A 22,507-nucleotide genomic window follows, 5' to 3' on the forward strand; every position below is an offset into this window, starting at 1 on the left:
GTTTATCCCTGCAAAGGTAAGGTGAAGCGCGCTGTACGACCATTCTGGAAGCCGGAAATATCAACTTTATTGCCGGCAAACGTAATGGCTACATCATCTGGTGCGCCTAAGGTAACACTGATAGGCGGCTGACCGGAAATTTGCATTACGCGGCCTGCTCGTTTTATTCCCGTTGCCAGTACATTGCCATTCGCATCAACAATATTAACCCAGCATTCGTTATCAAAAGTAAATTCCATCGCCGTCGTCGGGCCAGCATTTTGCGCAGCCTCCGCCTGATCAGCTACAGCTGGCTGGCGAGTAGCCTGGGCCGGGGCATTAGAAGGTACGGGCGCAGGTTCGTCCGCCGTATCTTCGTCCGCGCTTTCGGCCCGGGCAACCGGCGGTTCGCTATTGGATGCAGCTGGGGTATTATTTTTCGTCCTGGCTACCGGCGTAGGGCTAGCACTACGCTCGGTGGCCGTAACGCTTTGGCTACTTTCAGTAACCGGCTCAAGGGCGTCATCACCAGCGCTATCATCCTGCTGATACCACCAGGCTACCACCCCAGCGACCAATAGAAACAAGATGACCCAGGTTACCATCATCCAACGGTCGTCGTGCGCCTGCTTAGCGACCCGCTGGGAAAAACTCTGTAACTTTGCCGGCGGCTTGGGTGCGGTGTGCACTTTATCAAATTCCCGAATGACCTGTTCGTGGTCCAGGCCCAGAAATTTGGCATAGTTACGTACATACCCTTTGGTAAAAGTAACCGACATTGATTCGTCAATTTTATCCGCTTCAATGTTCTCTATCGTGCCCGGCTTTAAAAATAATTTATTGGCCACGTCCTGCAATGATAAACCCTGTTTAACGCGGGCATCATGAAGCATCTGGCCGGGCGTTTGCTGCGGTGCCTGCGGGATTACCTCAGGGCTTGATTCGGTGACATCTTCTGGATTCATTCAACTACCTGGTTTGTCTGTTGCTCAGGGGGTACCAACCACAACGTGGAGCCTTCTTCTAACGCATCAGCATCACGAAGATTATTCCAGGAACGAAGGGTGGCCATTCTGATATTATACTTAAGCGAAATACGGTACAGGTTCTCATTGCGCTGAACAATATGAACACGTTCATCGTCTACTGTTTGCGTTGAATCAGCAGTCGGCCGGGGGGCGTCATCTGGTTGTTTTGCGGCAGATTCTGATGTTTGTTGCGCAGCGTTTTGCGCCGCTGCCCGGGTTTGCTGGTTAGCCGCAGCGACCCGCGCTGCCACGCTGCTTTGTGTTGAGCTGGCGGCGGCCGCGGACGCATCTTGCTGGGCCGCGGGTACAGTTAACGTTTGATGGGTCTTTTGGGTACGCTTCAGGCGCGGCTGTCCTTCGGCCAGGGTCGCATATTGCTTTGCTCGCGCACTATCAGGATACAATGCCTGTAGCATTTCACCATATGACTGCATAGACTCCAGATCGGCACGCCCTTTCGCCAGGGTAATTGCCAACCAGATTGACTCCGGGGTCACCTGCGCCATTTTTTCGTACCGTTTCAGGCTATCGGCGCCCTTTTCCCACTGCTGGGTATCGATATACTCTTGCGTTAACAACAGCAAGGTTTTACCACGGGATGGCTGATGGTTTAAGGCAGTAATAAAGTACTTGATAGCCTGTTTGTGCAGCCCTTGCTCACGAGCACATAATCCCATATTTTCGTAGGTCAATGCAGTGTTTGCATAACGCTGGCTTTCAACCGCTTTGGTGAAGTACTTGTTAGCGTCGTCGTACTGGCCTTGTTCACATAAAAAGGCACCGTAGCTATTGGCAATATCCGCATTACGCGGTGCTAAATCCATGGCATTATCGTAATACTCAATAGCCCGGGCGTGTTCTTCTACGGTCTGGTAATAATACGCCAGCGAGTAATGCACATCAGCAAGCCGTGGAGCGTACTCCAGGGCCATATCTAGATTCTTTTTCGCCTGGGTATAGTTGCCATTTTTTAAATAGGTTAACCCCAGCGATACCCGCGTTTGCGCGGCTTCAGTTTGGTCAAATTTACTGCTGAGCATGCCAGGTTGAGACTGGCTTACACATCCTGTTAAAACAAAAACGCAAGCAATCAGGCTTTTGCGCATTAGACGGCTACCTCCGTATCCTTCAGATTACTGGGCCATTTTTACCGATATCGCGTCGCCCTTCATCTGTTTTTTCAACATTCTTTTGGTGCGGTCTACCACATCGCCTACTAACTGGCCGCAAGCAGCGTCAATATCATCACCACGGGTCTTACGTACCATTACGGTATAGCCATGTTCCATCAACACCTTAGAAAAACGATCAATGCGGGAGTTAGACGAACAACTGTAGGGCGAACCCGGGTACGGATTAAACGGAATCAGGTTTATCTTACATGGCGTGTCTTTAAGCACTTTTGCCAGTTCATGCGCCTGGTCAGTACTGTCATTTATATGCGATAGCATCACATACTCAATGGTCACCTTGCCCTGATTCGCTTTGGATTTCTCCAGATAACGGCGTACCCCGGCCAAGAACTCTTCAATATTGTATTTTTTATTGATCGGCACTATTTCATTGCGCAGGGTATCATCCGGTGCGTGCAGCGAAATCGCGAGCGCCACATCAATCATATCGCCCAGCTTGTCTAAGGCGGGTACCACACCGGAGGTACTTAATGTTACCCGGCGTTTTGATAAGCCAAAGCCAAAATCGTCCATCATCAGATCCATGGCCGGTACCACATGCTTTAAATTAAGCAATGGCTCACCCATGCCCATCATGACTACGTTGGTAACCGGGCGCTTACCGGTATCGTTAGATAAACCAAGAAACGTTGCCACCCGCCAGACCTGGCCGATAATTTCGCTAACCGACAGATTTCGGTTAAAGCCCTGCTGGGCAGTAGAGCAAAAGGTGCATTCCAGCGCGCAGCCCACCTGTGAAGACACACACAACGTCGCCCGGTCCGTTTCAGGTATCCATACACTTTCCACTTCCTGACCGCCTTCCAGCGTCAGGGCAAATTTAATAGTGCCATCACTGGCTTCCTGGAAATAAGCGATTTCGGGCGCTTTAATTTCGCTGTGTTCTTCGAGCTTGGCGCGCAGATTTTTATTCAGGTTCGACATTTGGGCAAAATCACTCACGCCCTGATGATATATCCATTTCATTACCTGGTCGGCGCGAAAGGGTTTTTCGCCAATCTCCTTGAAGAACGCACGCAGGCCTTCGCGATTGAGATTTAACAAATTTGTTTTTGCCATATGATGACCGACCTTACCTTAACGATATAAATGAATATGTTGCAACTACCCCTCATGCAGGGCAGCGCGTGTACTAAAACACACTACTGTACAAAATTTGGGCGCGAATTTTACCATAGCCAAACGCCAGGTAAAAGCACGTCTGTTTGGTGTTTAGCAATTAACACCATGAACAAAAAAGGAGAGCCGTAGCTCTCCTTTTTATTGCCGTTGCCGTGTTGATTAACGCGTGCGTGGGCAAATTTCCTCTTCAGAGAAGAAGTAAGCAATTTCACGTGACGCTGATTCTGGTGCATCAGAACCATGTACCGCGTTTTCGTCGATAGATGCTGCGTAATCTGCACGTAAAGTACCCGCAGAAGCATCAGCTGGGTTAGTTGCACCCATGATTTCACGGTTTTTCACTACAGCATTTTCGCCTTCAAGTACCTGCACCATTACCGGGCCAGATGTCATGAAGTCTACCAGAGCGCCAAAGAATGGACGTTCTTTGTGTTCTGCATAAAAGCCTTCGGCCTGTTCTTTGCTCAGGTGCACCATTTTAGATGCAACGATGCGCAGACCCGCAGTTTCGAAACGGTTGTAAATTGCACCGATTACGTTTTTAGCAACCGCATCAGGCTTAATGATAGAAAAAGTACGCTCTAGAGCCATTTTCTTGTCTCCGATAAGTCTTAATAAAATTTTGGCCGCGAATTATAGGCAATTCTTGGCGGGATGACCAGCGCAGAGTTACCTGCTCTGGTCTTTATCTGGTTAAGTAAGCTATCACAAGGCTTATGACAGCCTGATGACATCGCTTAGGTCGTGGCTGAACGCGCCAAGGCTTGTATTTTACTGACAATGGCCCGCAAACCGTTGCCCCGGGTCGGGCTGATATGCCGCTCAAGATCCAGTTCGGTAAAATACCCGTCTATATCAAAGGCCAATATCTGCGCTGGCGTTTTGTCATTGTATGCCGCCAGGACTAACGCCAATAGCCCCTGTACAATCACTGCATCGCTGTCCACATCAAACTGAATGCGCCCTTCATGGATACGTGAGGCCATCCACACCGAGCTTTGACAACCTTTTACCAGACGTTCGGGAATTTTTTGATCTTCAGGCAGGCCATCAATGGCTTTACCCAAATCGATAATATACTGGTAACGTTGTTCCCAGTCGTCAAAAAACGCTAAGTCGTCAATAATTTCCTGACTGCTTGGCAAATTCATCAATGCAAGTTCCCTGAATACAGATTAAAAAAACAGCCCGGCCTCAAGCTGAGCTTCTTCGCTCATCATCTCGCGTGACCAGGCGGGGTCAAACACGAGTTCGACCGCGACCGAACCAACATGGGGTACCATAGCCACCCGGTATTCCACATCACCCACCAGTACCGGACCCATTCCGCAGCCCGGTGCAGTCAGCGTCATATCTACGCTGACCTGTTTGGTTTGCTGGTTAATCTCGACTTTATAAATTAGTCCCAACGACACCAGGTTAATGGGGATTTCGGGATCGTAAATAGTTTCTAACGCGTCCCATACCTGTTGCTCGCTGATAAGCCCGTCTTCGGGCGCGGCGAAGTCCAGCACCTGCGCTTTACGCCCAATGGCATCGGCATCAGTTCCGTCGATACGGTACATATTGCCACGCCAGGTGATCGTATAATTGCCACCCAGTTCTTGGGTAATACTAACAAACTCGCCTTCCGGAATAACCGCTTTATCGCCTGCCGGAACGAGCCTTGCTGTGCAGTCACGTTCAGTGACTACCATTTTTTGTGCTGCCATTTTACCGTCTTAGCCTATATTGAAGCTTTCACCACAGCCGCACTCATCCACCACGTTCGGGTTATGATATTTGATGATACCGTTTACCCCTTCCATCACGTAGTCAATTTCAGTACCGCGTAGTAAGGTTACTGCATCGCTGGCCACGGCAACATTCACATTGTCACCGGCATCCAACGTTTCATCACCCGCCTGCGGGCCGTCAGCAAAGTCCAACACATAAGCATAACCAGTACATCCGCTAACCCGGGTAGATACCCGAATCCAGCTTTTATCACTACTGGCCAGCTTTTTGGAAAAATGCTTTCTGGCAGCGTCGGTTAACGACACCACCGTGTTACTGGGAACAAAGGTTTCAACACTCATATCGTCTCCTGTTATGCCAGCATCATCTTTGCTTTGCGTAGCGCAGCAAAGAGGGCATCGACTTCATCCAGCGTGTTATAAATCGAAAAAGAGGCCCGTGCTGTGCCCGGAATGCCTAACTTCTTCATTAGGGGCTGAGCGCAATTATCGCCGGTGCGTATAGCAATCCCCTGTCGATCCAGAATAAATCCCACATCGGCTGGGTGCGCGCCGTCCAACATAAAGCTCAGCACACCAATTTTATTTGTCGCGTTGCCAATTATACGTAAACCATCAAAGGCTTCAGCCTGCTCATGCGCACTGGCCAACAAGGCTTTCTCGTGCTGCTGGACAGCCGCTTTGTCTAACGTATTGAACCAGTCTAGTGCCGCGGCTAACCCCAGCACACCGGCTATATTTGGCGTCCCGGCTTCAAGGCGATTAGGTAACGCCCCCCAGGTGGCATCCTGATAGGTTACATCCTGAATCATTTCGCCGCCTACCAGCCATACCGGCCAGTCAGCTAACACAGACGCTCTACCCCACAAGGCGCCCACCCCGGTAGGAGCAAATACCTTGTGGCCAGAAAATGCGTAAAAATCACAGCCAATATCCTGCACATCAACGTCGCCATGGGCAATACCCTGCGCACCGTCAATCAATACCAGCGCGCCCACGGCTTTCGCCTTGGCAGTTAACGCTTTGATAGGGTTAACCGTGCCCAGTGCATTAGAAACATGCGGCATCGCAACCAGCCGGGTATTGGTGCTAAGTAGCGCGGCAAATGCGGCTTCATCTAACTCACCACGGGCATTAATTGGCACTACCTTTAACGTGGCACCAGCATGTTTACAAGCTTGCTGCCAGGTGACCAGATTGGCGTGGTGTTCCATTTCGGTCACCAGCACCTCATCACCGGCATTAAGCAGTTGCCCTAATCCATTAGCTACCAGGTTAATGGCTTCGGTGGTACCACTGGTCCAGATAACTTCTTCACGCACATTAGCATTGATAAACTTAGCCACAGTATCGCGCGCCTGCTCATAGCGGCGCGTGGCTTCGTCTGCCAATTGATGTGCACCGCGGTGCACATTAGCATTGCACGTAGTGTAATAGTCTACCAGCGCATCAATAACTGCCTGCGGCTTTTGCGTTGTTGCAGCATTGTCCAGGTACACCAGCGGTTTGCCATCCAGCTTACGTGACAAAATAGGAAACTGTTGACGTAGCGCAGCAACATCCAGGCTCATTTTACTTCCATCCGGCTAAAACGATCGCTGAGCAAGGGTAACAACCATTCACGAATGCTGGCATTCGGTATCTGGTTTACCAACTCCTGAATAAAACCAAAATTCAGTATTACCAGCGCTTTACTGCGTGTGATACCCCGGCTTAACAAGTAGTACAGCGCTTCATCATCGATTTCTGCTACGGTACAACCGTGCGCGCATTTCACGTCGTCGGCGTATATTTCAAGCTCTGGCTTGCTGTTGATCAGGCCACGCCGTGATAGCAACAGATTGCGGTTGTTTAACTCTGCCAAGGTTTTTTGCGCATCACGATGAATATGGATACGACCGTTAAACACGGCACGGGCGTTATCACCAATAATCCCCCGGGCATTTTCTTCCGTGGTGCAGTTTGGTGTGCTGTGCTCAATGTTAGTGTGCAGGTCAAATAATTCACCTTCTGCCAACAAATACACTGCATTCATTTTGGCATCGGCATGCTCACCACGATGAATAATATCCACATCCAGGCGCGATAGTTCGCTACCGAAACCCACTACTGTACTGTTTAAGGTCGACCCATCGCCCAGCCCAAAGTGGCTGCCGCCAATCTGTTTAGCCTGCCCGGTCATCAGGGCAAAACGGTAGTGTTCTAAATGCGCATTATGGCCAATCGCATACTCGGCAAAAGCAGTAGACATACTAGCCACATTGCCTTCGGCCTGTTCCAGCACTTTGGCTGATGCGCCCTCGCCTAGCCGCACCGCGACGCGGGTATGAGCATCGACATCCTGCGTTATCAGGTTTGCAATACGAATGGTTTTATCTAATGCTACGCCATCCGCCACATCAATAAACAGGCCTTGCTCACTGGCCACATCATTGACCAGCCCAAATACATGGTGCTGCGGCTTGATTTGGCCAAAAACCTCAGCCGCTTGTTGTTGCTGCTCCTGTGAAAGTTTATCAAATGGCGCAATTGTGACCCCTTCTGGCAGGCTTAACGCACTGCAATCGGTGGTCAACTTGCCATCGACAAAAACTAACTCATATGCTTCCAGGCCGGCAATATCCGAGGCTTGCTGTATTGCTATATCGGTCGCATGCTTAACTTCACGCTGCTCTACTGAGGTTAGCGGAGTAAACCGCCAGCTTTCCGACCGACGCCCAGGCCAGCCGTTTTGTTGCAACGTGCTGAGCGCCTGCTGGCGAACCGGTGCCAGAAAATCTGGCGTGGCAGACGCGTTAGCAATGACCTGTGTTAGCCATTGACTCATGCTTCTGCCTCCTCGTATTTTTTACCTAAAAAGCTATAACCGCTTTTCTCTACTTCGTGCGCCAGTGACGCATCGCCGCTTTTAACGATTTTGCCGTCGGCCAGAATATGGACAAAGTCAGGCTTGATATAATCCAGCAGGCGTTGATAATGCGTGACCACAATAAAGCTACGCTTACCGTCACGCTGACTGTTCACCCCATCGGCAACTACTTGCAGTGCATCAACATCCAAGCCGGAATCAGACTCATCCAGAATAGCCAGCGTGGGTTCTAACAAAATCATTTGCATAATTTCGTTACGCTTTTTCTCACCACCCGAGAAACCTTCGTTAACGCCCCGCTTTAGAAATTCCAGCGGCAGCTGTACCTGTTTGCAGGCTTCTTTGGCTTTTTTCAAAAATTCAGCAGCGGTTAACGGATCAAGATCGCGCTGTTGACGAATCGCGTTCACCGACTCTTTCATAAATTCCATGTTACTCACGCCTGGAATTTCGACCGGATACTGAAATGCCAGAAATAAACCGGCCTGGGCCCGCTCTTCTACTTCCATATCAAGTAGATCTGCACCATTAAAATCAACGGTACCTTCACTTACTTCGTACCCTTCGCGGCCTGATAAAACATATCCCAGCGTGGATTTGCCGGCACCGTTCGGGCCCATGATAGCGTGAACTTCGCCTGGTTTTACTTCCAGGTCCAGACCTTTGATGATGGTCTTATCTTCGACGCTCGCATGTAAATTATTAATCTTAAGCATTATTACCCCACTGAACCTTCAAGACTGATTTCGAGAAGTTTGCCGGCTTCAACCGCAAACTCCATCGGTAATTCTTTAAATACTTCCTTACAAAAGCCATTCACAATCATTGAAACGGCTTTTTCTGGATCCATTCCGCGCTGCTGACATAAAAACAGCTGGTCGTCGCTTACCTTCGACGTAGTCGCTTCGTGCTCAACGATAGCGGTAGGATTACGGCTTTCTATATACGGAAACGTATGCGCCCCACATGTATCGCCGATAAGCAGCGAATCACATTCGGTAAAATTACGGGCGCCATCCGCTTTCGGGCCCATGGATACCAGACCTCGATACGCGTTGTTACTTCTTCCAGCCGAAATACCTTTTGAGATAATCGTGGAACGGGTATTTTTACCCAGGTGAATCATTTTAGTACCGGTATCTGCCTGCTGGCGTCCCCGGGTTAATGCCACTGAGTAAAATTCACCTACGCTGTTATCGCCTTTCAAAATACAGCTGGGATACTTCCAGGTTACTGCTGAACCGGTTTCTACCTGAGTCCAGGATATTTTAGCGCTGGTATGGCAGATGCCCCGTTTGGTCACGAAGTTGTAAATACCACCCTTGCCATTCTCATCGCCTGGATACCAGTTTTGTACCGTTGAATATTTGATTTGCGCGTTATCCATCGCCACCAGCTCGACTACCGCAGCATGAAGTTGGTTTTCGTCGCGCTGGGGAGCTGTACAACCTTCAAGGTAACTTACGTAGCTACCTTCTTCGGCCACAATCAATGTGCGCTCGAACTGACCCGTATTTTGCTGGTTAATCCGAAAATACGTAGACAACTCCATAGGGCAGCGTACGCCTTTTGGAATATACACAAACGAGCCATCAGTAAAGACGGCGCAATTTAGCGCAGCATAAAAATTATCAGTACGCGGAACAACCGAACCAATATACTTTTTCACCAGCTCGGGATACTTTTGTATCGCTTCAGAAATTGGACAGAATATTACGCCCGCTTCTTCTAGCTTTTCACGAAAGGTGGTAACTACAGATACCGAATCAAAAACCGCATCGACGGCAACGCCGGCGAGCATTTCCTGCTCGTGCAATGGAATACCCAGCTTTTCGTAGGTCCGTAGCAATTCCGGATCAACTTCATCCAGCGACTGTGGCTTATCCTTCATGCTTTTCGGGGCAGAATAATAAGATACCGCCTGAAAATCGATTTTTGGATAATCAACATGGGCCCATTCTGGCTCATCCATTTTCAGCCACGCATGGTAGGCCTTCAGACGCCACTCAAGCATCCACTCTGGCTCATTTTTCACAGCCGAGATACGGCGAATAACCGACTCGTCCAAACCATTTTCGAAAGTCTCTGACTCGATCTCAGAGTAGAAACCGGCATCATATTTTCTGGCTAATGCCTGATCGATCTGTTCACTCTGTTCACTCATGATTGGATCTCACTTGTTTGCCTGTCATAGCGGAGCATTTGATCACAAGGCCATGACGGTCTTGCCCTGCACCACTTCCATAAAAAACTGAAAGCTGCTCTACGCCTTTAAAACTGTGCTCTATTGTATAATACCTGAGTAAATTACTCAAGTATTACGCGGATGCCGGTTTACTGCCCGGCCAGTGTATGTCGGCCAGTCTCTGCCTGCGCATAAGCGCGGCGGATCATGCCCGAAAGTGGTGAATTGTTCAACGCGAAAGCGGTCTCTCAGGCCCCAACCTGGCGGCTGGCGAGCAACCGATTGACCACCTCGGTCACTTTGCTGATAACATATTCGATATTTTCTGCGGTGGTATAACGACCTATCGAGAAGCGAATACCACTGTGTGCTGTCTCCGCATCGCAGCCAATGGCACGCAGAACATAAGATGGCTCTAAACTGGCAGAGGTGCAGGCCGAACCTGACGATACCGCAATATCGTTTAACGCCATCATCAGGCTTTCCCCGTCTACCCCAACAAAACTGACATTCAGAATGCCCGCTACGCGCTGGGTAGGATGGCCATTTAACTTCACGTTACTTAACGCTTGCAGGCCTTGCCATAAGCTATCCCGCAACTGGCCAATTCGCTGCGCATCGGCTTCAAGCTGCCCCTGCGCCACTTCACAAGCGGCGCCCAACCCTACAATCTGATGGGTAGCCAAAGTACCTGAGCGCATACCTCGCTCATGCCCGCCGCCATGAATCTGTTCGGCAATGGTGACCTTCGGCCGGCGCCTGACAAATAACGCACCACTGCCTTTAGGGCCGTAAAATTTATGCGCGGATACCGAGTACAGGTCGACCGGTAGGGTGCTTAAATTAACTGGGAATTTGCCAACGCTTTGCGCCCCATCAACATGCAAAGCAATATTGTGCTGGCGGCATAACTCGCCAATAGCCTGGATATCCTGAATTACCCCAATTTCATTATTCACGTGCATCACAGATACTAAAATAGTGTCTTCACGTAATGCGGCTTTCAGCGAATCCAGGTCAATCAGACCCTGCTGGTCGACGTTGAGGTAGGTCACCTCAAAGCCTTGCGTTTGCAAGTACGCACAGGTATCCAGTACAGCTTTATGCTCGGTTTCCACAGTGATAATGTGCCGGCCTTTATTGGCGTAGGCTTGGGCCACACCTTTAATAGCCAGATTGTTCGATTCTGTCGCGCCCGAGGTAAACACAATTTCTCGGGGGTCGCACTGTAGCAAATCGGCCACTTGATTGCGGGCGACATCAACGGCTTCTTCCGCCATCCAGCCAAAACGATACGTTCGGGATGCCGGATTGCCAAAATTACCGTCTAGCGTAAGGCACTGCATCATCTGTTTTGCGACCGCCTCATCCACCGGCGTGGTGGCGGCATAATCAAGATAAATGGGTTGCTGTGGTTGTTTGCTCACAGTTGAAAACTCACCTCGATGTCCTGGGACTTACCCAGTGAATTTTTGTCCTGACGGTCAGCTACCTCCAGGACATCGCGCTGAGCCATTAATTCACCCAGGGTGATGCCATCCAGAAATACGCTGATGCGATCGCTTAAATCCTGCCATAGGCTGTGGGTCAGACATCGCTCGCCGCCCTGGCAGTCCGACTGGCCCTGGCACCGGGTCGCGTCAACCGACTCATCTACTGCGCGAATCACTTCGCCAATAGCAATCTGGGTAGGTTCACGCCCTAACAGATACCCCCCGCCAGGCCCGCGCACACTATCTACCAAACGTTCTTTACGAAGCCGGGAGAACAGTTGCTCAAGATAAGATAACGATATTTCCTGACGTTCAGAAATATCCGCCAGCGGAACTGGCCCACGGGTAGAATGAAGCGCCACATCAAGCATGGCGGTAACGGCGTACCGACCTTTAGACGTTAATTTCATAGGACTCCCCTGCCATTTTCCATGGCCGGAATTGTTCCATACCTGACTAAAATGGTCAACTATATAACCTTAAGGTTTTGTCAGGTATTTGCCGCCTCCAAACACCATAAAAATAGCTATAGCCTATAACCTACCCTACGCAAATAGGGGCTTTAAGCCAAAATACGCGGTGTAGTGCGCTGGTAGTGATGGGCAAAACAGATTGCTGCAATCGCCTAAAACAGGCTATTGAGATAATGTGCGCGCGTAGGTTTCCCCCAGGGTTATCCGCTTGTGGTGCATTGCTAACGGCACTGTAAACGGACGGCACGACTTGCGCTATTACCAGTGACTATTGCCCGGGAATTAAGGATACCTTCCTGCACGCTGGGTGTTTATCTGTAGCAGGTTACTGCTTTTATACACCGTGCTTAGGCAAGGTTATCACCGCTGGCTAGACTGCTTGCCAGTTAACATGCATAAGCGGCATGGCCGCTGGCAGTATAGATGCCTACAGCCCTCGGCGCTAAAGATACGGCATGGTAGCGTAACGGTTTGTTGCTCTGTTACAGCCGAAGCCTAGCTTAGCTGCTGGCCGCCTTACATACCGCTTAACCCGCGGCGCTACCTATGTCATCCCGCGCGGCGCCCTGACGGTAAGCGCGTTCTATAACATACTGCTATATAACTTACTGCTATATCGGGCACTGCTATATCGGGCGTTTCTCGCCATCACTGCTTATTTAACTCAGGGCGGAACATCAGCCCTGCTTATTAAACTCAGGGCGGAACATCAGCCCTTACCTTTGGATATCACTGTACCGAAAAATACCCTGTATGGGCTTTAAGCTGAGTGGCCAGATGGACAAGAGTTTTGGCGACCTGTTGATTTTTGTCATACAAATCCATTGAGGCGTCCCCCATTGATGTCGCGGTCGTTATCACTTCATCCAATCCTTCATTCAACGCATTCAACGTGTTCAATTACTTGGCAGAAGCGCTGACTACCTGGTTAATATTGTCCAACGAGTGTTTAGCCTGTTCTTCTATAATCTGCAGTAGACGACTGGATTGGTCTGATAGTGCAATCCCGCGTTCCACCTGAGGCAGGCTGGAAGACATTATCTCCATCGTTACAGAGGTTTCGGCCTGCACTTCGTTCAGCATGGCGGCTATTTCTGCGGTTGCCTCTCCGGTCCGCGAGGCCAGGCTTCTTACTTCATCCGCCAACTACCGCAAAGCCGCGGCCCGACTCGCCAGCCCGGGCAGCTTCAATGGCAGCATTAAGCGCAAGCAAGTTAGTCTGTTCGGATATGGCACTGATGGTATTGGTGATTCCGCTTATCGCCTGGGTGCGCTTTTCCAGTTTTCGAATATTGTCCACGGCCAGATTAACCGTTTGCGCCAGATTACGAATCTCATTCGATGCTTCACTGACTGCATTTTTCCCATCTTTAGAAGACTCTGCAGCCTGAACTGAAATCTCTTCGGTTTGTAACAGTAAAGATTCGACCAAATCCGCTTCGGTTCTGACCCCTTCCATATGCTTGATGACTGTAGAACTTTGAGTTTTTTGCTGGGCAGCAAGTTTATTCAAGTTAACGCTATTGTTTGATTCAGTACCAGACTGCTGACGAATGTTTTCCGCAGCACTATTAATACCTTCTACCGTATTTTTTAATTGCTTTTGCAGCCGGCCCACTGAATGCAACACGCTGCCGGTGTATTGATTCTCCAACGTCCTGCCAATACGGCCATCAGCCATACTTTGTAATACGGAGGCAATGTGGTGGGGTTCGCCCCCTAACTGGCGTTTGAAGTAAGCAATGAACAGCCAGGTAATAAGTAATGCGACCGCAAATGCGATGGCGGTAGCGGTAATCATTACGCCGGTGAATGCGCCGGTGGCCTGCCGTACCGCCTCGGCTTGATGTTGGTTCTGCTCTTCCTGGTAGTCGATAAATGCATTAATCGCCGCTAACCAGTCGATAAAAGCCGGTTTGGCCTGAGTCAGCAATATGCGTTTCGCATCAGCTAACTCGCCGCGCGTTCTTAACTGAATTATTTGGTCAACCAATGGCAGGGTTCGCGCTTCAATAGTTTTAATGCGTTGTAGCATTTCTTTTTCCAGCGCGGTGCTGTTATTGGTCAGCATATTATCCATTGGGGTGGCTGACGTGCGATAAAATTCTGCTAATTCATTTATCTGTGTAATCACCCCATTAACGTCGTTAAGCGAGTCAAGCAGTACCACATCTCTGATGGCAATTGCCCGGTCGTGAACTGACCCTCTGAAGTTAATAGCATAGCGCTGCTTGACACTATTAATATCATTAATCGTCGTCATCTTTTTATCTATGGTGGTGACTTCACCTATGCCCATAATCGTCACGAATATGAGCATAGCAATGATCAGGGAAAAGCCTGCAAAAAGGCGATGGCTAACCTTTAAAGAACGAAACATTCAAACATCCATATTAGTTGAATTTTTTCGCTAGCATAATGGCAGAAAAACCAGATTTAAATATCCTAAAGCAATATAAAGTAAGTCTCTTTATACCTTTCATCCAGCACAATAGCGGTTTACTTTGCGCTTTCTTTTGTGCCTCAAATATACTGCCTCACCATGCTCCACAGCAGTGATAACGAATCACCATACCGGCCATGATAAGGGACGCAGGGTAAAAAAGGGGGAGGTACTTGATAATGGTATATGACTCTACCTTGAGAATTATCACCAATAAGAGTGGACGGGGCTGACCAATAGGAACTTTATGGCTAGTTGTTGGTCTGACTCATTATATAGTTGGCTTGCCAGAATGAGCCAAAATGAGTTAGTGCAAAGGACTTTTTCAATTGGTGGTACTGTTTACCGGCAGGCTATTGTTATAATGACCATAGCGTTCAGATAAATAGGGCTGCAATTAAGTGAGTATCCCTACGCGTTATGCTGGCAAACTGTGGTGTAAAACAGTAGCTCTGATAATAGAATAAACAATGTAGCAAGAGGCAATTTATGAAGCGGCCCAGACGTTTTTGGAGTGTGGTAGAGAAGTTAGAAGCTCTGATAAATAATGGAACGTACCCGGTAGGTAGTCGTTTACCCGCAGAGCGGGTGCTGGCAGAAACCTATGGTGTAAGCCGGCCGACCATTCGCGAGGCTATCATCGCCTTAGAGGTGAGAGAACGCGTTGAAGTGAAAACCGGCTCCGGGGTATATGTTACGGCAGCACAGCAAGCCGAAAACAAGCATCAGGCTATCAGTGCCTTTGAACTGACCCAGGCGCGAGCGTTAGTGGAAGGGGAAGCTGCGGCGCTGGCAGCTGCCACAATCCGGCAGGACGAACTAACTGCCCTAGCGCAAACATTAACCGACATGGAAAAAGCGGCCACCGCAGATGAAGCCGATCAGCAATTTCATGAAATTATCGCTAAGGCTACCCGCAATAATGCCATGGTATCGTCTATCCAGAATTTATGGAAACTACGACGCAGCGAACCGCAGATTATAGCGGCTTATCAGGACGTGTGTTCACAAAGCATTGATCAGCGTTTGGTTGAACATACCGCTATTTATAACGCCATTGCCAGTCGTGACTCGTCGGCAGCCCGCAAAGCTATGCACAACCATTTTAATCGCTTGATCAACGCATTATTTGCTACCAGCGAAGCCAAAGCCCTGGAAGAGATAAAGCGCAAAACTGACGAAACCCGTGACTTATATTCGCTGTCACATTTAACTCAGTAGCGCTCGCCTCCCAGCGTTTATTTGTACTCTCTGGCGCCAACGCATTTTCAGCGCGGCGCCGGATTGGCCAGGCTGTTATTTAATCCATCGTTAACCGCCTGCCCCAGATATAGCATGCCTGGCCTTATAGCTTTTGCCATCTACTAAGCACGCATAGAACTGGCGAGGGCCTAACCTGATTATAGCGCGGCTTTTTTATCGGCTTTGCTATCGGCTTTGCTATCAGCCTGGCTAACAACGTTGCCAGATGCTTTTTCACCGGTTTTTATGCAAAAAGCGTATTGCTGCCATTGTTTTCTGCCACCACGTATGACTAACCTCACCCGCAAGCCTCGCCGGTTAGCCTGGTATCCATCGTTCTCATCATTTGTTATTGCTGCGCCTAGCAATCCTTCTGCTCCACCACGCTCAGAGGCTAGCTGGTCGGTTTACTACCCTAATAAGGTAGTGGCTGGCTAAGCTGGTGTCAGATGAATAACTACAAATAGGTTGCTCGCGCCAACGGCGCAGTTACTTTGCGGCTCCACGGCCTGTTTAGCCTGAGGTTATATTCCGTCATGCGGCAAAAAGATTATTAGTTTTTTTGCACTAATAAAGATGAAAAAAAAAAGCAAACCCGGATGGGTTTGCTTTTTAACAGGGAGACACCTGAATTAAAGGTTAGTAGGTGTAAGTCACACCAAACGTAATACGGCGGTCAGTTAGGCCTTGGAAGCACAGTAACGCACCTTCGGTAACGCAAGACTGCTCAACTTCTGACTCGGTCAGGTTGACGGCTTCAACCCCTACCGAGAACTGATCGTTCACATCGTAGTTAACACTGGCATTTAGTTGGCCACGGTCTTCCTGTACCACTGGGAACCCCCATGGGAAGCTTGAGGTACTGCCAAAGTCAGTTGAACGATAGGCTTCACGCCAGGTATAACGGGTTCTTACCGATAAACCGTATTTTTCATAGAACAAGGTAATGTTGTACGAGTTTTCCGACAGATCCAGCAAAGACTGCACTGCGGTAACCTGAATATCGTCAATACCCGTAGTAGCGGCAAATACGCTCGCAGCACGGCTCGTAGCGGTATCAATCGCCTCACCCCCGGAGAATTCCTGATAGGTATAGTTGGCTAACAAACCAAAACCGGATGCCCAGCCCAGATCACCTTCAAAATTAGACAGGTCATACTGGAAAGCCATCTCTATACCCTTTTGGGTGGTTTTACCGGAATCATTAGTGGTGGTTTGTGTGGGTACACACAAGCCTACACCTGGATCTGGCCCGAACACATTGATATCTGCAATCGGGTTAAATAAACCGCCATCTTCACAGGTGGGGCCAGTAATATCCCGGTAGCCGGTGGTAGGATCTTCGTACGGGTCTACCTGTTGGGTCACATGTAAGTCTTCACGTTCTTTATGGAAGTAACCGATACTTAGCAGCGCAGCGGGAGCAAAGTACCATTCAGCCGAAATATCAAACGAGGTAACTTCTTCTGGCAGCAAACCCGGATTACCAATTGAAATCGGTGTATTAGGGCTGGTGCTATACGTTACCGAAGTAGAAAGGTCGCTGAAATCTGGGCGACGAATATCTTTTGACCAACCCAGGCGCAGTATCACATCATCATGAACGTTGGCGGTAACGTTGAAGCGGGGCAGTAAAAAGTCATAATCACCTGATGACTGCACCTGGCTTATCACTTCGTTGCCATCATTATCCAGTGTTACAGAATTACCTACTGACTCAACTTCAGTTTCCAAATAACGTAAGCCAAAATTACCGCGGAACATGCCGTATTCAAAGTTACCCTGAGCATACAAAGCATGGGTAACCTCTTCGATATCAAAGAAGGCGTTAACCTGTGAGGTAGGTGAACTAATCGCTTCGCGCTCGGCCCCGGTGATCGCGTTATTGGCGGTAATAGCGTTATTAAGCGAATCTAACACTGCATCAGGATTAGAGCTGGCCAGTTCAGGATTAATCAGTAAAAAGTCGCGAATATATAGCTCGCGGCCGTCTGCATCATTAAAGTTGTCAGGGCCGGCAGTCAGAATATCAGCAAACAAGTCACCCCGTGGGCTCTCATCATAATCACGTAAGCCTACGTTGGCGCGCACCTGGTCCGACATGCTAGTGGTTTTGCTGTATCGATAACCAAAATCCACCGACGTAATAATATCGTCAAAATAATAAACAAAGTCAGTACGGAAGGCGTCTTCTGAGTTTTCGGTGACATCCTGACCAATGTTGACATCGCGCAGCATGACGTTTGCCGGATCGAGTAATTGCTGTGCGGTTGGCGCATTAGCCAGACCATCTGCAATGCCGTACGACAATGCGCCGTTAGATAAATCATACGCTAACGGTGTACCATTCTCGTTCGACGAATTCACCGGCTCGTTCGGGTTAATGAAGTTAAGTGTGGTGTTAAAGCTTGGGGTTGTGGAATCGGCGTTAGACGAAGACGCTTCGACACTGACAAACAACCTTTCGCCTTGCCATTCGCCCCCAATTCTGAATATTTCTGTTTCAGTTAACCGCGAATTAGTATCGCTAGAGAAACGCAGGTTTGGATCGCTACCGCTTTCGGTTACCGGGATGACGCCGCGTAGCGCTGCCTGAATACTGCCAAGGTCCTGGCCATCCAGTACTCCGAAGTTTACTGTTTCAAAAGCATCTGGAATCGACACATCGGTTAAATCACTGATACCTGATGCCTGTACCCGGGAGCTCTCCTGACGACGCTCCTGATCGTTTAGCACGGCATCAAAATAAACTTTGATATTATCGTTCGGGGCCCATTCCAACGTCCCCGCGAAATTTTTTGTTTCGTACTCGTAGTTATCGTAATCCTGGTTTAAAAACTGGATCGGCAGGAAATCAAATTCCTGTGCACTGGGTACACCGCTATCTGCACTGACCAGATTATCGCGGTCAGCGCGGGGCCTAAATGCTGTTACATCCTGTTCACTATAGCCGCCGCTTATGACCACCCCAAACTTACCTGCATCGGTTTCCCAGTTATCGCCCCAGGCACCTGAAATGCGCGGCATAATACCATCAGTAGATAAACTGCTATCTTCACCCTGCACCCGAAGCGAGCCTAAAGTGTCTTCGAGCTGCAAAGGCCGGATAGTACGCAGGTTAATTGTGCCGCCCACCGAGCCTTCAATGGTTTTGGCTTCAGGCGATTTTATGACCTCTACTGCGGAAATAATCGCAGCAGAAACATCTTCAAAATCAATCCCACTACGGCCAGAGCCTGAGCCCACTGTCGATACACCATTAATTTCGGTACGGTTAGCATTGGTGCCCCGAATCTGCACACCCGTACCCACACCTGCCTCACGGGTAATCTGAATACCGGTAACATTTTCCAGTACTTCTGCCAGGTTTTGGTCTGGTAATTTACCAATATCCACGGCTTGGATAACTTCGACCAAACTATCGGCAGAACGCTTTTCAGCAAGCGCATTCGTCAAGGACTGGCGAATACCTGATACTTCAATAACCTCTACATCGTCAACCTCTTCCGTTTCTGCCTCCTGAGCATATGCCATTCCTGTAGCGCCCATAGTTGTAGCAGAAAGTATCACCAAGCTTATTTTCGATAGTTTGTGTCTCATGGCTGTTCCCCGTGAGTTGATCAAAGCCCTTTCGTTTGAATCCTCAAACTGTAAAGGCGTTCTTATTTTACAAATGACTTACATTATAATTACAACAATATTATCAAAGGTCAACCTATTGGTAATAAAAATATGAAAATTTAACAACCAAATGTTATTACCAATTTGGCATGCCGGCTACGTGTTTGGTTTGAAGGTCAAAAATCATAGATAGATGATTGATTTTTATATATAAATTTATTTACTTTGTTTTAGTATCTAATTTGGGAATGGATAAAGTAAGGAAATGATTAAACCCATTTTGGGTGTAATTGTTGATTTGGACGCTGGCAGGGCTGTTATTTACTAAATTTTTTTGGTTAACCAGAACTAAATAGACGGGTGGTTAACAGGTTAACCGCCGCAGTAAATCCTTTTTACCTGACACAATGCGCCACATTAGCGAAGTGACTGGCGGGTTATCTATCGTGAGGACGGTGCTGTCTGTATTACACAACGTGCCCACAACACCTGGTTGTAGCGAAATCTTGTTCGGGGGCTAACGTAGGCCGGTGAAGTGCAAGGCGCCATATAGCACAACGATAACCAGGCTGGGCGCCTTGTCGGTGGTTACCCAGACTTGCGGTAACGGTCCACCTCTGCCTATCAAGCCGAAGAGCAGGTAACGTACATGCTAAATGTTAGCGCTGACGTGAATCGAGGTAGGTTGAATCGAGGTAGGTTGAATCGAGGTAGGTTGAATCGAGGTAGGTTGAATCGAGGTAGGTTGAATCGAGGTAGGTTGAATCGAGGTGGGTTGAATCGAGGTGGGTTGAATCGAGGTAGGTTGAATCGAGGTAGGTTGAATCGAGGTGGGTTGAGTCAAGGTGGGTTGAGTCAAGGTGGGTTGAGTCAAGGTGGGTTGAGTCAAGGTGGGTTGAGTCAAGGTGGGTTGAGTCAAGGTGAGTTGAGTCGAGGTGAATTGACGTAGTGAAGATGAGCTATACCAAGGCCTTGTACCATAAAAAATACCATGCCCAGCCCCGGCAACTCAGCGTTGCCAGGTCAGGTATAGGGGCTGCCTCTGCGACCAGCGAACCTGGCCCCTGCTATTAGCTGGCCCCTGGTTACGCGTGCACGATATTACGGCTTTAAAAAATCTTCGCGGGCCGGGCTAAAGGTGTCGATAAGAATGCCACCGGTATGGCAAATAGCACCATGGTCTACGTGCGGTGGAATCAAACAGCTATCCCCGGCTTTTAGCACCGTGGTTTCCTCGCCTATGGTGAAATGAAACTCACCTTCCAGGACATACGTTACCTGTGAATGGCGGTGTTTGTGGGTATAGCCCTGGGCGCCTTTATCAAACCAGATTTTTACTGCCATCAATTCATGATTGTAGCCCAGCATCTGTCGTTTAAGACCGTTACCTAAGTCTTCAATTTCTGTTTTGTCGGCAAATAAAAAATGTTCGCTTTGTTTTTCCATTAGTGTTTCTCCTGCTGGCATATCACAAAAAACAGCCTTACGACTGTTCAATGTGTAATTCAATATACTGATCCGGGCAGCCTGATAGTCATGCTAAGCCTACCCGGCTATAGCGACACCTTATGTCGCCCGCTGACTATTTTTTCAAATCGCGGAAATAGTCATAAATCTCAGGTACATTGCCGTCACCTAGGCCAGCATCGAAAGCCGCTTGCAGGTTCGCAGACGAGCCTTCGGCAATCTTTGACTGCGTGCCAAGATCGTCAACCATTTGTAAGAAATAGCCTAAATCTTTGTTCGCATTAGCAATTGAGAAACCCAGGTCGCTTACGTTATCTACCGCGTAATTTTTGCAAAATTGCATAAACGGTGAACTGGAAGGGCCGGTAGACATAATGTCGAATAATTGCTGACGATCTACGCCGGCTTTATCTGCCACCGCAAAAGCCTGGGACATGGCGCATACGGTGGTCATGCCCATAAAGTTATTGATAAGTTTGGTGGTGTGGCCTGCGCCTAGTTCGCCCAGGTGAAACACGTTTTCGCCTTGCTCTTGCAATACTGGCTTCACCTTCTCAAATGTTGCCAGGTCACCAGCAGCCATAATATTTAGTTTGCCTTCTTTAGCATGGGCGGGGGTACGGCCCAGTGGTGCATCAATCATACCTGCGCCCTTTTGCGCCAGGTCTGCACCAATTTTCCGGGTCGATGCCGGTATAGAAGTACCAAAGTCGACAACCACTGAATCTTTTTTGATGCCAGCCAATACGCCTTCGTCGCCATAAATAACTTTTTCTACGATATTAGAAGTGGTCAAACACAACATAACGATATCGCTTGCTTCGGCCAGCGCTTTACCTGAAGTAGCCGCTTTAGCTCCACGGTCAACGCACTTATCTACAGCCTTTTGGTCTAAGTCCATGACAATCAGTTCATAGCCTTTATTCTGTAGATTTTCGGCCATGTTACCGCCCATTAATCCAAGACCGATAAATCCAATAACAGGTTTTGACATAAATAACTCCTAAAATTTGCTGGCAGAAACGTAAAGAAACTTCCCGATTAATATTGTACTGGGTACGTGTTGGTTAAACGTACTATTGGCACTGGCGAAACGGCGATAACGACTTACTCAATAAGGGATAGTACTGCGCCGGGATTCGCTTACTTACCTTGGTTGCGACGTGTTGCCTGCTTCGTCATATAAGTTCAACCAAATGTTATTACCAATAGTCATATCCAAACAGTATACTTGCGCCTCGCCACTGTCAAATATTTGTTAATGGATTTTTGTAAAAAACGCTTATTTTTTCTGTTATCAGGGTTCATTTTTCGCCTCTTATATAGATTAAAAAGCAGGCAGAACAACACTTAAAAATATCCTATCATATTGTTATATATAGATTTTATTAAATTTTATAGCGACTACCCAGAAAGGTAAAAAAGGTCTTTTGAGGCTCAAGGGGATCGATTTCTTTTGGTAAATTATTTTCTTAGTTCGCTTCGACCAATTGGTAATACAGATGCCTCCAACCGGTATTACTTCAGCCTATTTACCGGTGAGTCCCCGGAATCGCTGCCAAGCCAGTCAACTGGCGGTCAATGTATCAGCACGTTCTCTGCACATCCCCCCGCATTGGCCCTCGCTTGCGCCTTGCACATAAAGCGTGCCCGGCA

General features: G+C 48.6%; 22 protein-coding genes. 1 reads left to right on the forward strand and 21 read right to left on the reverse strand.

What is annotated here, in order from left to right; genetic code table 11:
* Positions 1-2: 2 nt before the first annotated feature.
* From D0Y50_RS13510 to D0Y50_RS13580, 16 genes are all read right to left on the reverse strand, one after another.
* Positions 3-944, reverse strand: coding sequence for a RodZ domain-containing protein (locus D0Y50_RS13510; protein WP_108565988.1), 942 nt, complete (start codon positions 942-944; stop codon positions 3-5).
* The gene (pilW, locus tag D0Y50_RS13515) at positions 941-2,113 is read right to left on the reverse strand and encodes a type IV pilus biogenesis/stability protein PilW (protein ID WP_117317393.1); all 1,173 of its coding nucleotides are present in this window, start codon (positions 2,111-2,113) and stop codon (positions 941-943) included. The genes D0Y50_RS13510 and pilW overlap by 4 nt, the downstream gene beginning before the upstream one ends.
* A 27-nt stretch (positions 2,114-2,140) precedes the next feature.
* A complete protein-coding gene (locus D0Y50_RS13520; protein ID WP_108565986.1) occupies positions 2,141-3,259 on the reverse strand; it encodes a bifunctional tRNA (adenosine(37)-C2)-methyltransferase TrmG/ribosomal RNA large subunit methyltransferase RlmN in 1,119 nt (372 codons plus the stop codon).
* A gap of 222 nt (positions 3,260-3,481) precedes the next feature.
* A complete protein-coding gene (gene ndk, locus D0Y50_RS13525) occupies positions 3,482-3,913 on the reverse strand; it encodes a nucleoside-diphosphate kinase (protein WP_108565985.1) in 432 nt (143 codons plus the stop codon).
* Positions 3,914-4,059: 146 nt separating this feature from the next.
* Positions 4,060-4,473, reverse strand: a complete 414-nt coding sequence (locus D0Y50_RS13530) for a SufE family protein (protein ID WP_108565984.1) — start codon at positions 4,471-4,473, stop codon at positions 4,060-4,062.
* 24 nt (positions 4,474-4,497) lie between these two features.
* On the reverse strand, positions 4,498-5,034 hold the full coding sequence (gene sufT, locus D0Y50_RS13535) for a putative Fe-S cluster assembly protein SufT (protein ID WP_108565983.1): 537 nt from the start codon (positions 5,032-5,034) through the stop codon (positions 4,498-4,500).
* Positions 5,035-5,043: 9 nt separating this feature from the next.
* Positions 5,044-5,400, reverse strand: a complete 357-nt coding sequence (locus D0Y50_RS13540; RefSeq protein ID WP_108565982.1) for a HesB/IscA family protein — start codon at positions 5,398-5,400, stop codon at positions 5,044-5,046.
* An 11-nt stretch (positions 5,401-5,411) separates the two neighbouring features.
* On the reverse strand, positions 5,412-6,629 hold the full coding sequence (locus D0Y50_RS13545; protein ID WP_108565981.1) for an aminotransferase class V-fold PLP-dependent enzyme: 1,218 nt from the start codon (positions 6,627-6,629) through the stop codon (positions 5,412-5,414).
* On the reverse strand, positions 6,626-7,885 hold the full coding sequence (gene sufD / locus D0Y50_RS13550; RefSeq protein WP_117317395.1) for a Fe-S cluster assembly protein SufD: 1,260 nt from the start codon (positions 7,883-7,885) through the stop codon (positions 6,626-6,628). Before sufD ends, D0Y50_RS13545 begins: the two co-directional genes overlap by 4 nt.
* Positions 7,882-8,643 carry a Fe-S cluster assembly ATPase SufC gene (gene sufC, locus D0Y50_RS13555; protein ID WP_108565979.1) on the reverse strand — a complete coding sequence of 254 codons (762 nt, stop codon included), beginning with the start codon at positions 8,641-8,643 and terminating at the stop codon, positions 7,882-7,884. The genes sufD and sufC overlap by 4 nt, the downstream gene beginning before the upstream one ends.
* A 2-nt stretch (positions 8,644-8,645) precedes the next feature.
* Positions 8,646-10,091 carry a Fe-S cluster assembly protein SufB gene (gene sufB / locus D0Y50_RS13560; RefSeq protein WP_108565978.1) on the reverse strand — a complete coding sequence of 482 codons (1,446 nt, stop codon included), beginning with the start codon at positions 10,089-10,091 and terminating at the stop codon, positions 8,646-8,648.
* 269 nt (positions 10,092-10,360) lie between these two features.
* Positions 10,361-11,539, reverse strand: a complete 1,179-nt coding sequence (locus D0Y50_RS13565) for an IscS subfamily cysteine desulfurase (protein WP_117317397.1) — start codon at positions 11,537-11,539, stop codon at positions 10,361-10,363.
* Complete coding sequence (gene iscR, locus D0Y50_RS13570) at positions 11,536-12,015, reverse strand: Fe-S cluster assembly transcriptional regulator IscR (protein ID WP_108565976.1); 480 nt, start codon at positions 12,013-12,015, stop codon at positions 11,536-11,538. Before iscR ends, D0Y50_RS13565 begins: the two co-directional genes overlap by 4 nt.
* Before the next feature lie 792 nt (positions 12,016-12,807).
* Entirely contained in the window at positions 12,808-12,978 is a 171-nt protein-coding gene (locus D0Y50_RS19565; RefSeq protein WP_170145513.1) for a hypothetical protein, read from the reverse strand.
* Positions 12,979-13,224 carry a methyl-accepting chemotaxis protein gene (locus D0Y50_RS13575; RefSeq protein WP_108565975.1) on the reverse strand — a complete coding sequence of 82 codons (246 nt, stop codon included), beginning with the start codon at positions 13,222-13,224 and terminating at the stop codon, positions 12,979-12,981.
* Positions 13,214-14,458 (reverse strand): methyl-accepting chemotaxis protein, encoded by a 1,245-nt coding sequence (locus tag D0Y50_RS13580; RefSeq protein WP_108565974.1) that lies wholly within the window; start codon positions 14,456-14,458, stop codon positions 13,214-13,216. The genes D0Y50_RS13575 and D0Y50_RS13580 overlap by 11 nt, the downstream gene beginning before the upstream one ends.
* A 552-nt stretch (positions 14,459-15,010) precedes the next feature.
* Between D0Y50_RS13580 and D0Y50_RS13585 the strand changes: the two genes are divergently transcribed.
* Positions 15,011-15,742 (forward strand): FadR/GntR family transcriptional regulator, encoded by a 732-nt coding sequence (locus D0Y50_RS13585; protein ID WP_108565973.1) that lies wholly within the window; start codon positions 15,011-15,013, stop codon positions 15,740-15,742.
* Between the two features lie 179 nt (positions 15,743-15,921).
* Here the strand turns inward: D0Y50_RS13585 and D0Y50_RS13590 are convergent, their stop codons facing one another.
* The 5 genes from D0Y50_RS13590 to D0Y50_RS13605 all read right to left on the reverse strand — a co-directional run bounded on the left by D0Y50_RS13590 (position 15,922) and on the right by D0Y50_RS13605 (position 21,845).
* Positions 15,922-16,131: a hypothetical protein gene (locus D0Y50_RS13590; protein ID WP_108565972.1), complete on the reverse strand. Its 210-nt coding sequence runs from the start codon at positions 16,129-16,131 to the stop codon at positions 15,922-15,924.
* A gap of 271 nt (positions 16,132-16,402) precedes the next feature.
* Complete coding sequence (locus tag D0Y50_RS13595) at positions 16,403-19,363, reverse strand: TonB-dependent receptor (RefSeq protein WP_108565971.1); 2,961 nt, start codon at positions 19,361-19,363, stop codon at positions 16,403-16,405.
* Between the two features lie 673 nt (positions 19,364-20,036).
* The gene (locus D0Y50_RS19425) at positions 20,037-20,303 is read right to left on the reverse strand and encodes a hypothetical protein (protein ID WP_147318246.1); all 267 of its coding nucleotides are present in this window, start codon (positions 20,301-20,303) and stop codon (positions 20,037-20,039) included.
* 182 nt (positions 20,304-20,485) lie between these two features.
* Positions 20,486-20,830, reverse strand: coding sequence for a cupin domain-containing protein (locus tag D0Y50_RS13600; protein ID WP_108565970.1), 345 nt, complete (start codon positions 20,828-20,830; stop codon positions 20,486-20,488).
* A 136-nt stretch (positions 20,831-20,966) separates the two neighbouring features.
* Complete coding sequence (locus D0Y50_RS13605) at positions 20,967-21,845, reverse strand: NAD(P)-dependent oxidoreductase (RefSeq protein ID WP_108565969.1); 879 nt, start codon at positions 21,843-21,845, stop codon at positions 20,967-20,969.
* Positions 21,846-22,507 lie beyond the last annotated feature (662 nt).

Origin of the sequence: Salinimonas sediminis (assembly GCF_003429285.1) — a bacterium.
GTDB lineage: Bacteria > Pseudomonadota > Gammaproteobacteria > Enterobacterales > Alteromonadaceae > Alteromonas > Alteromonas indica.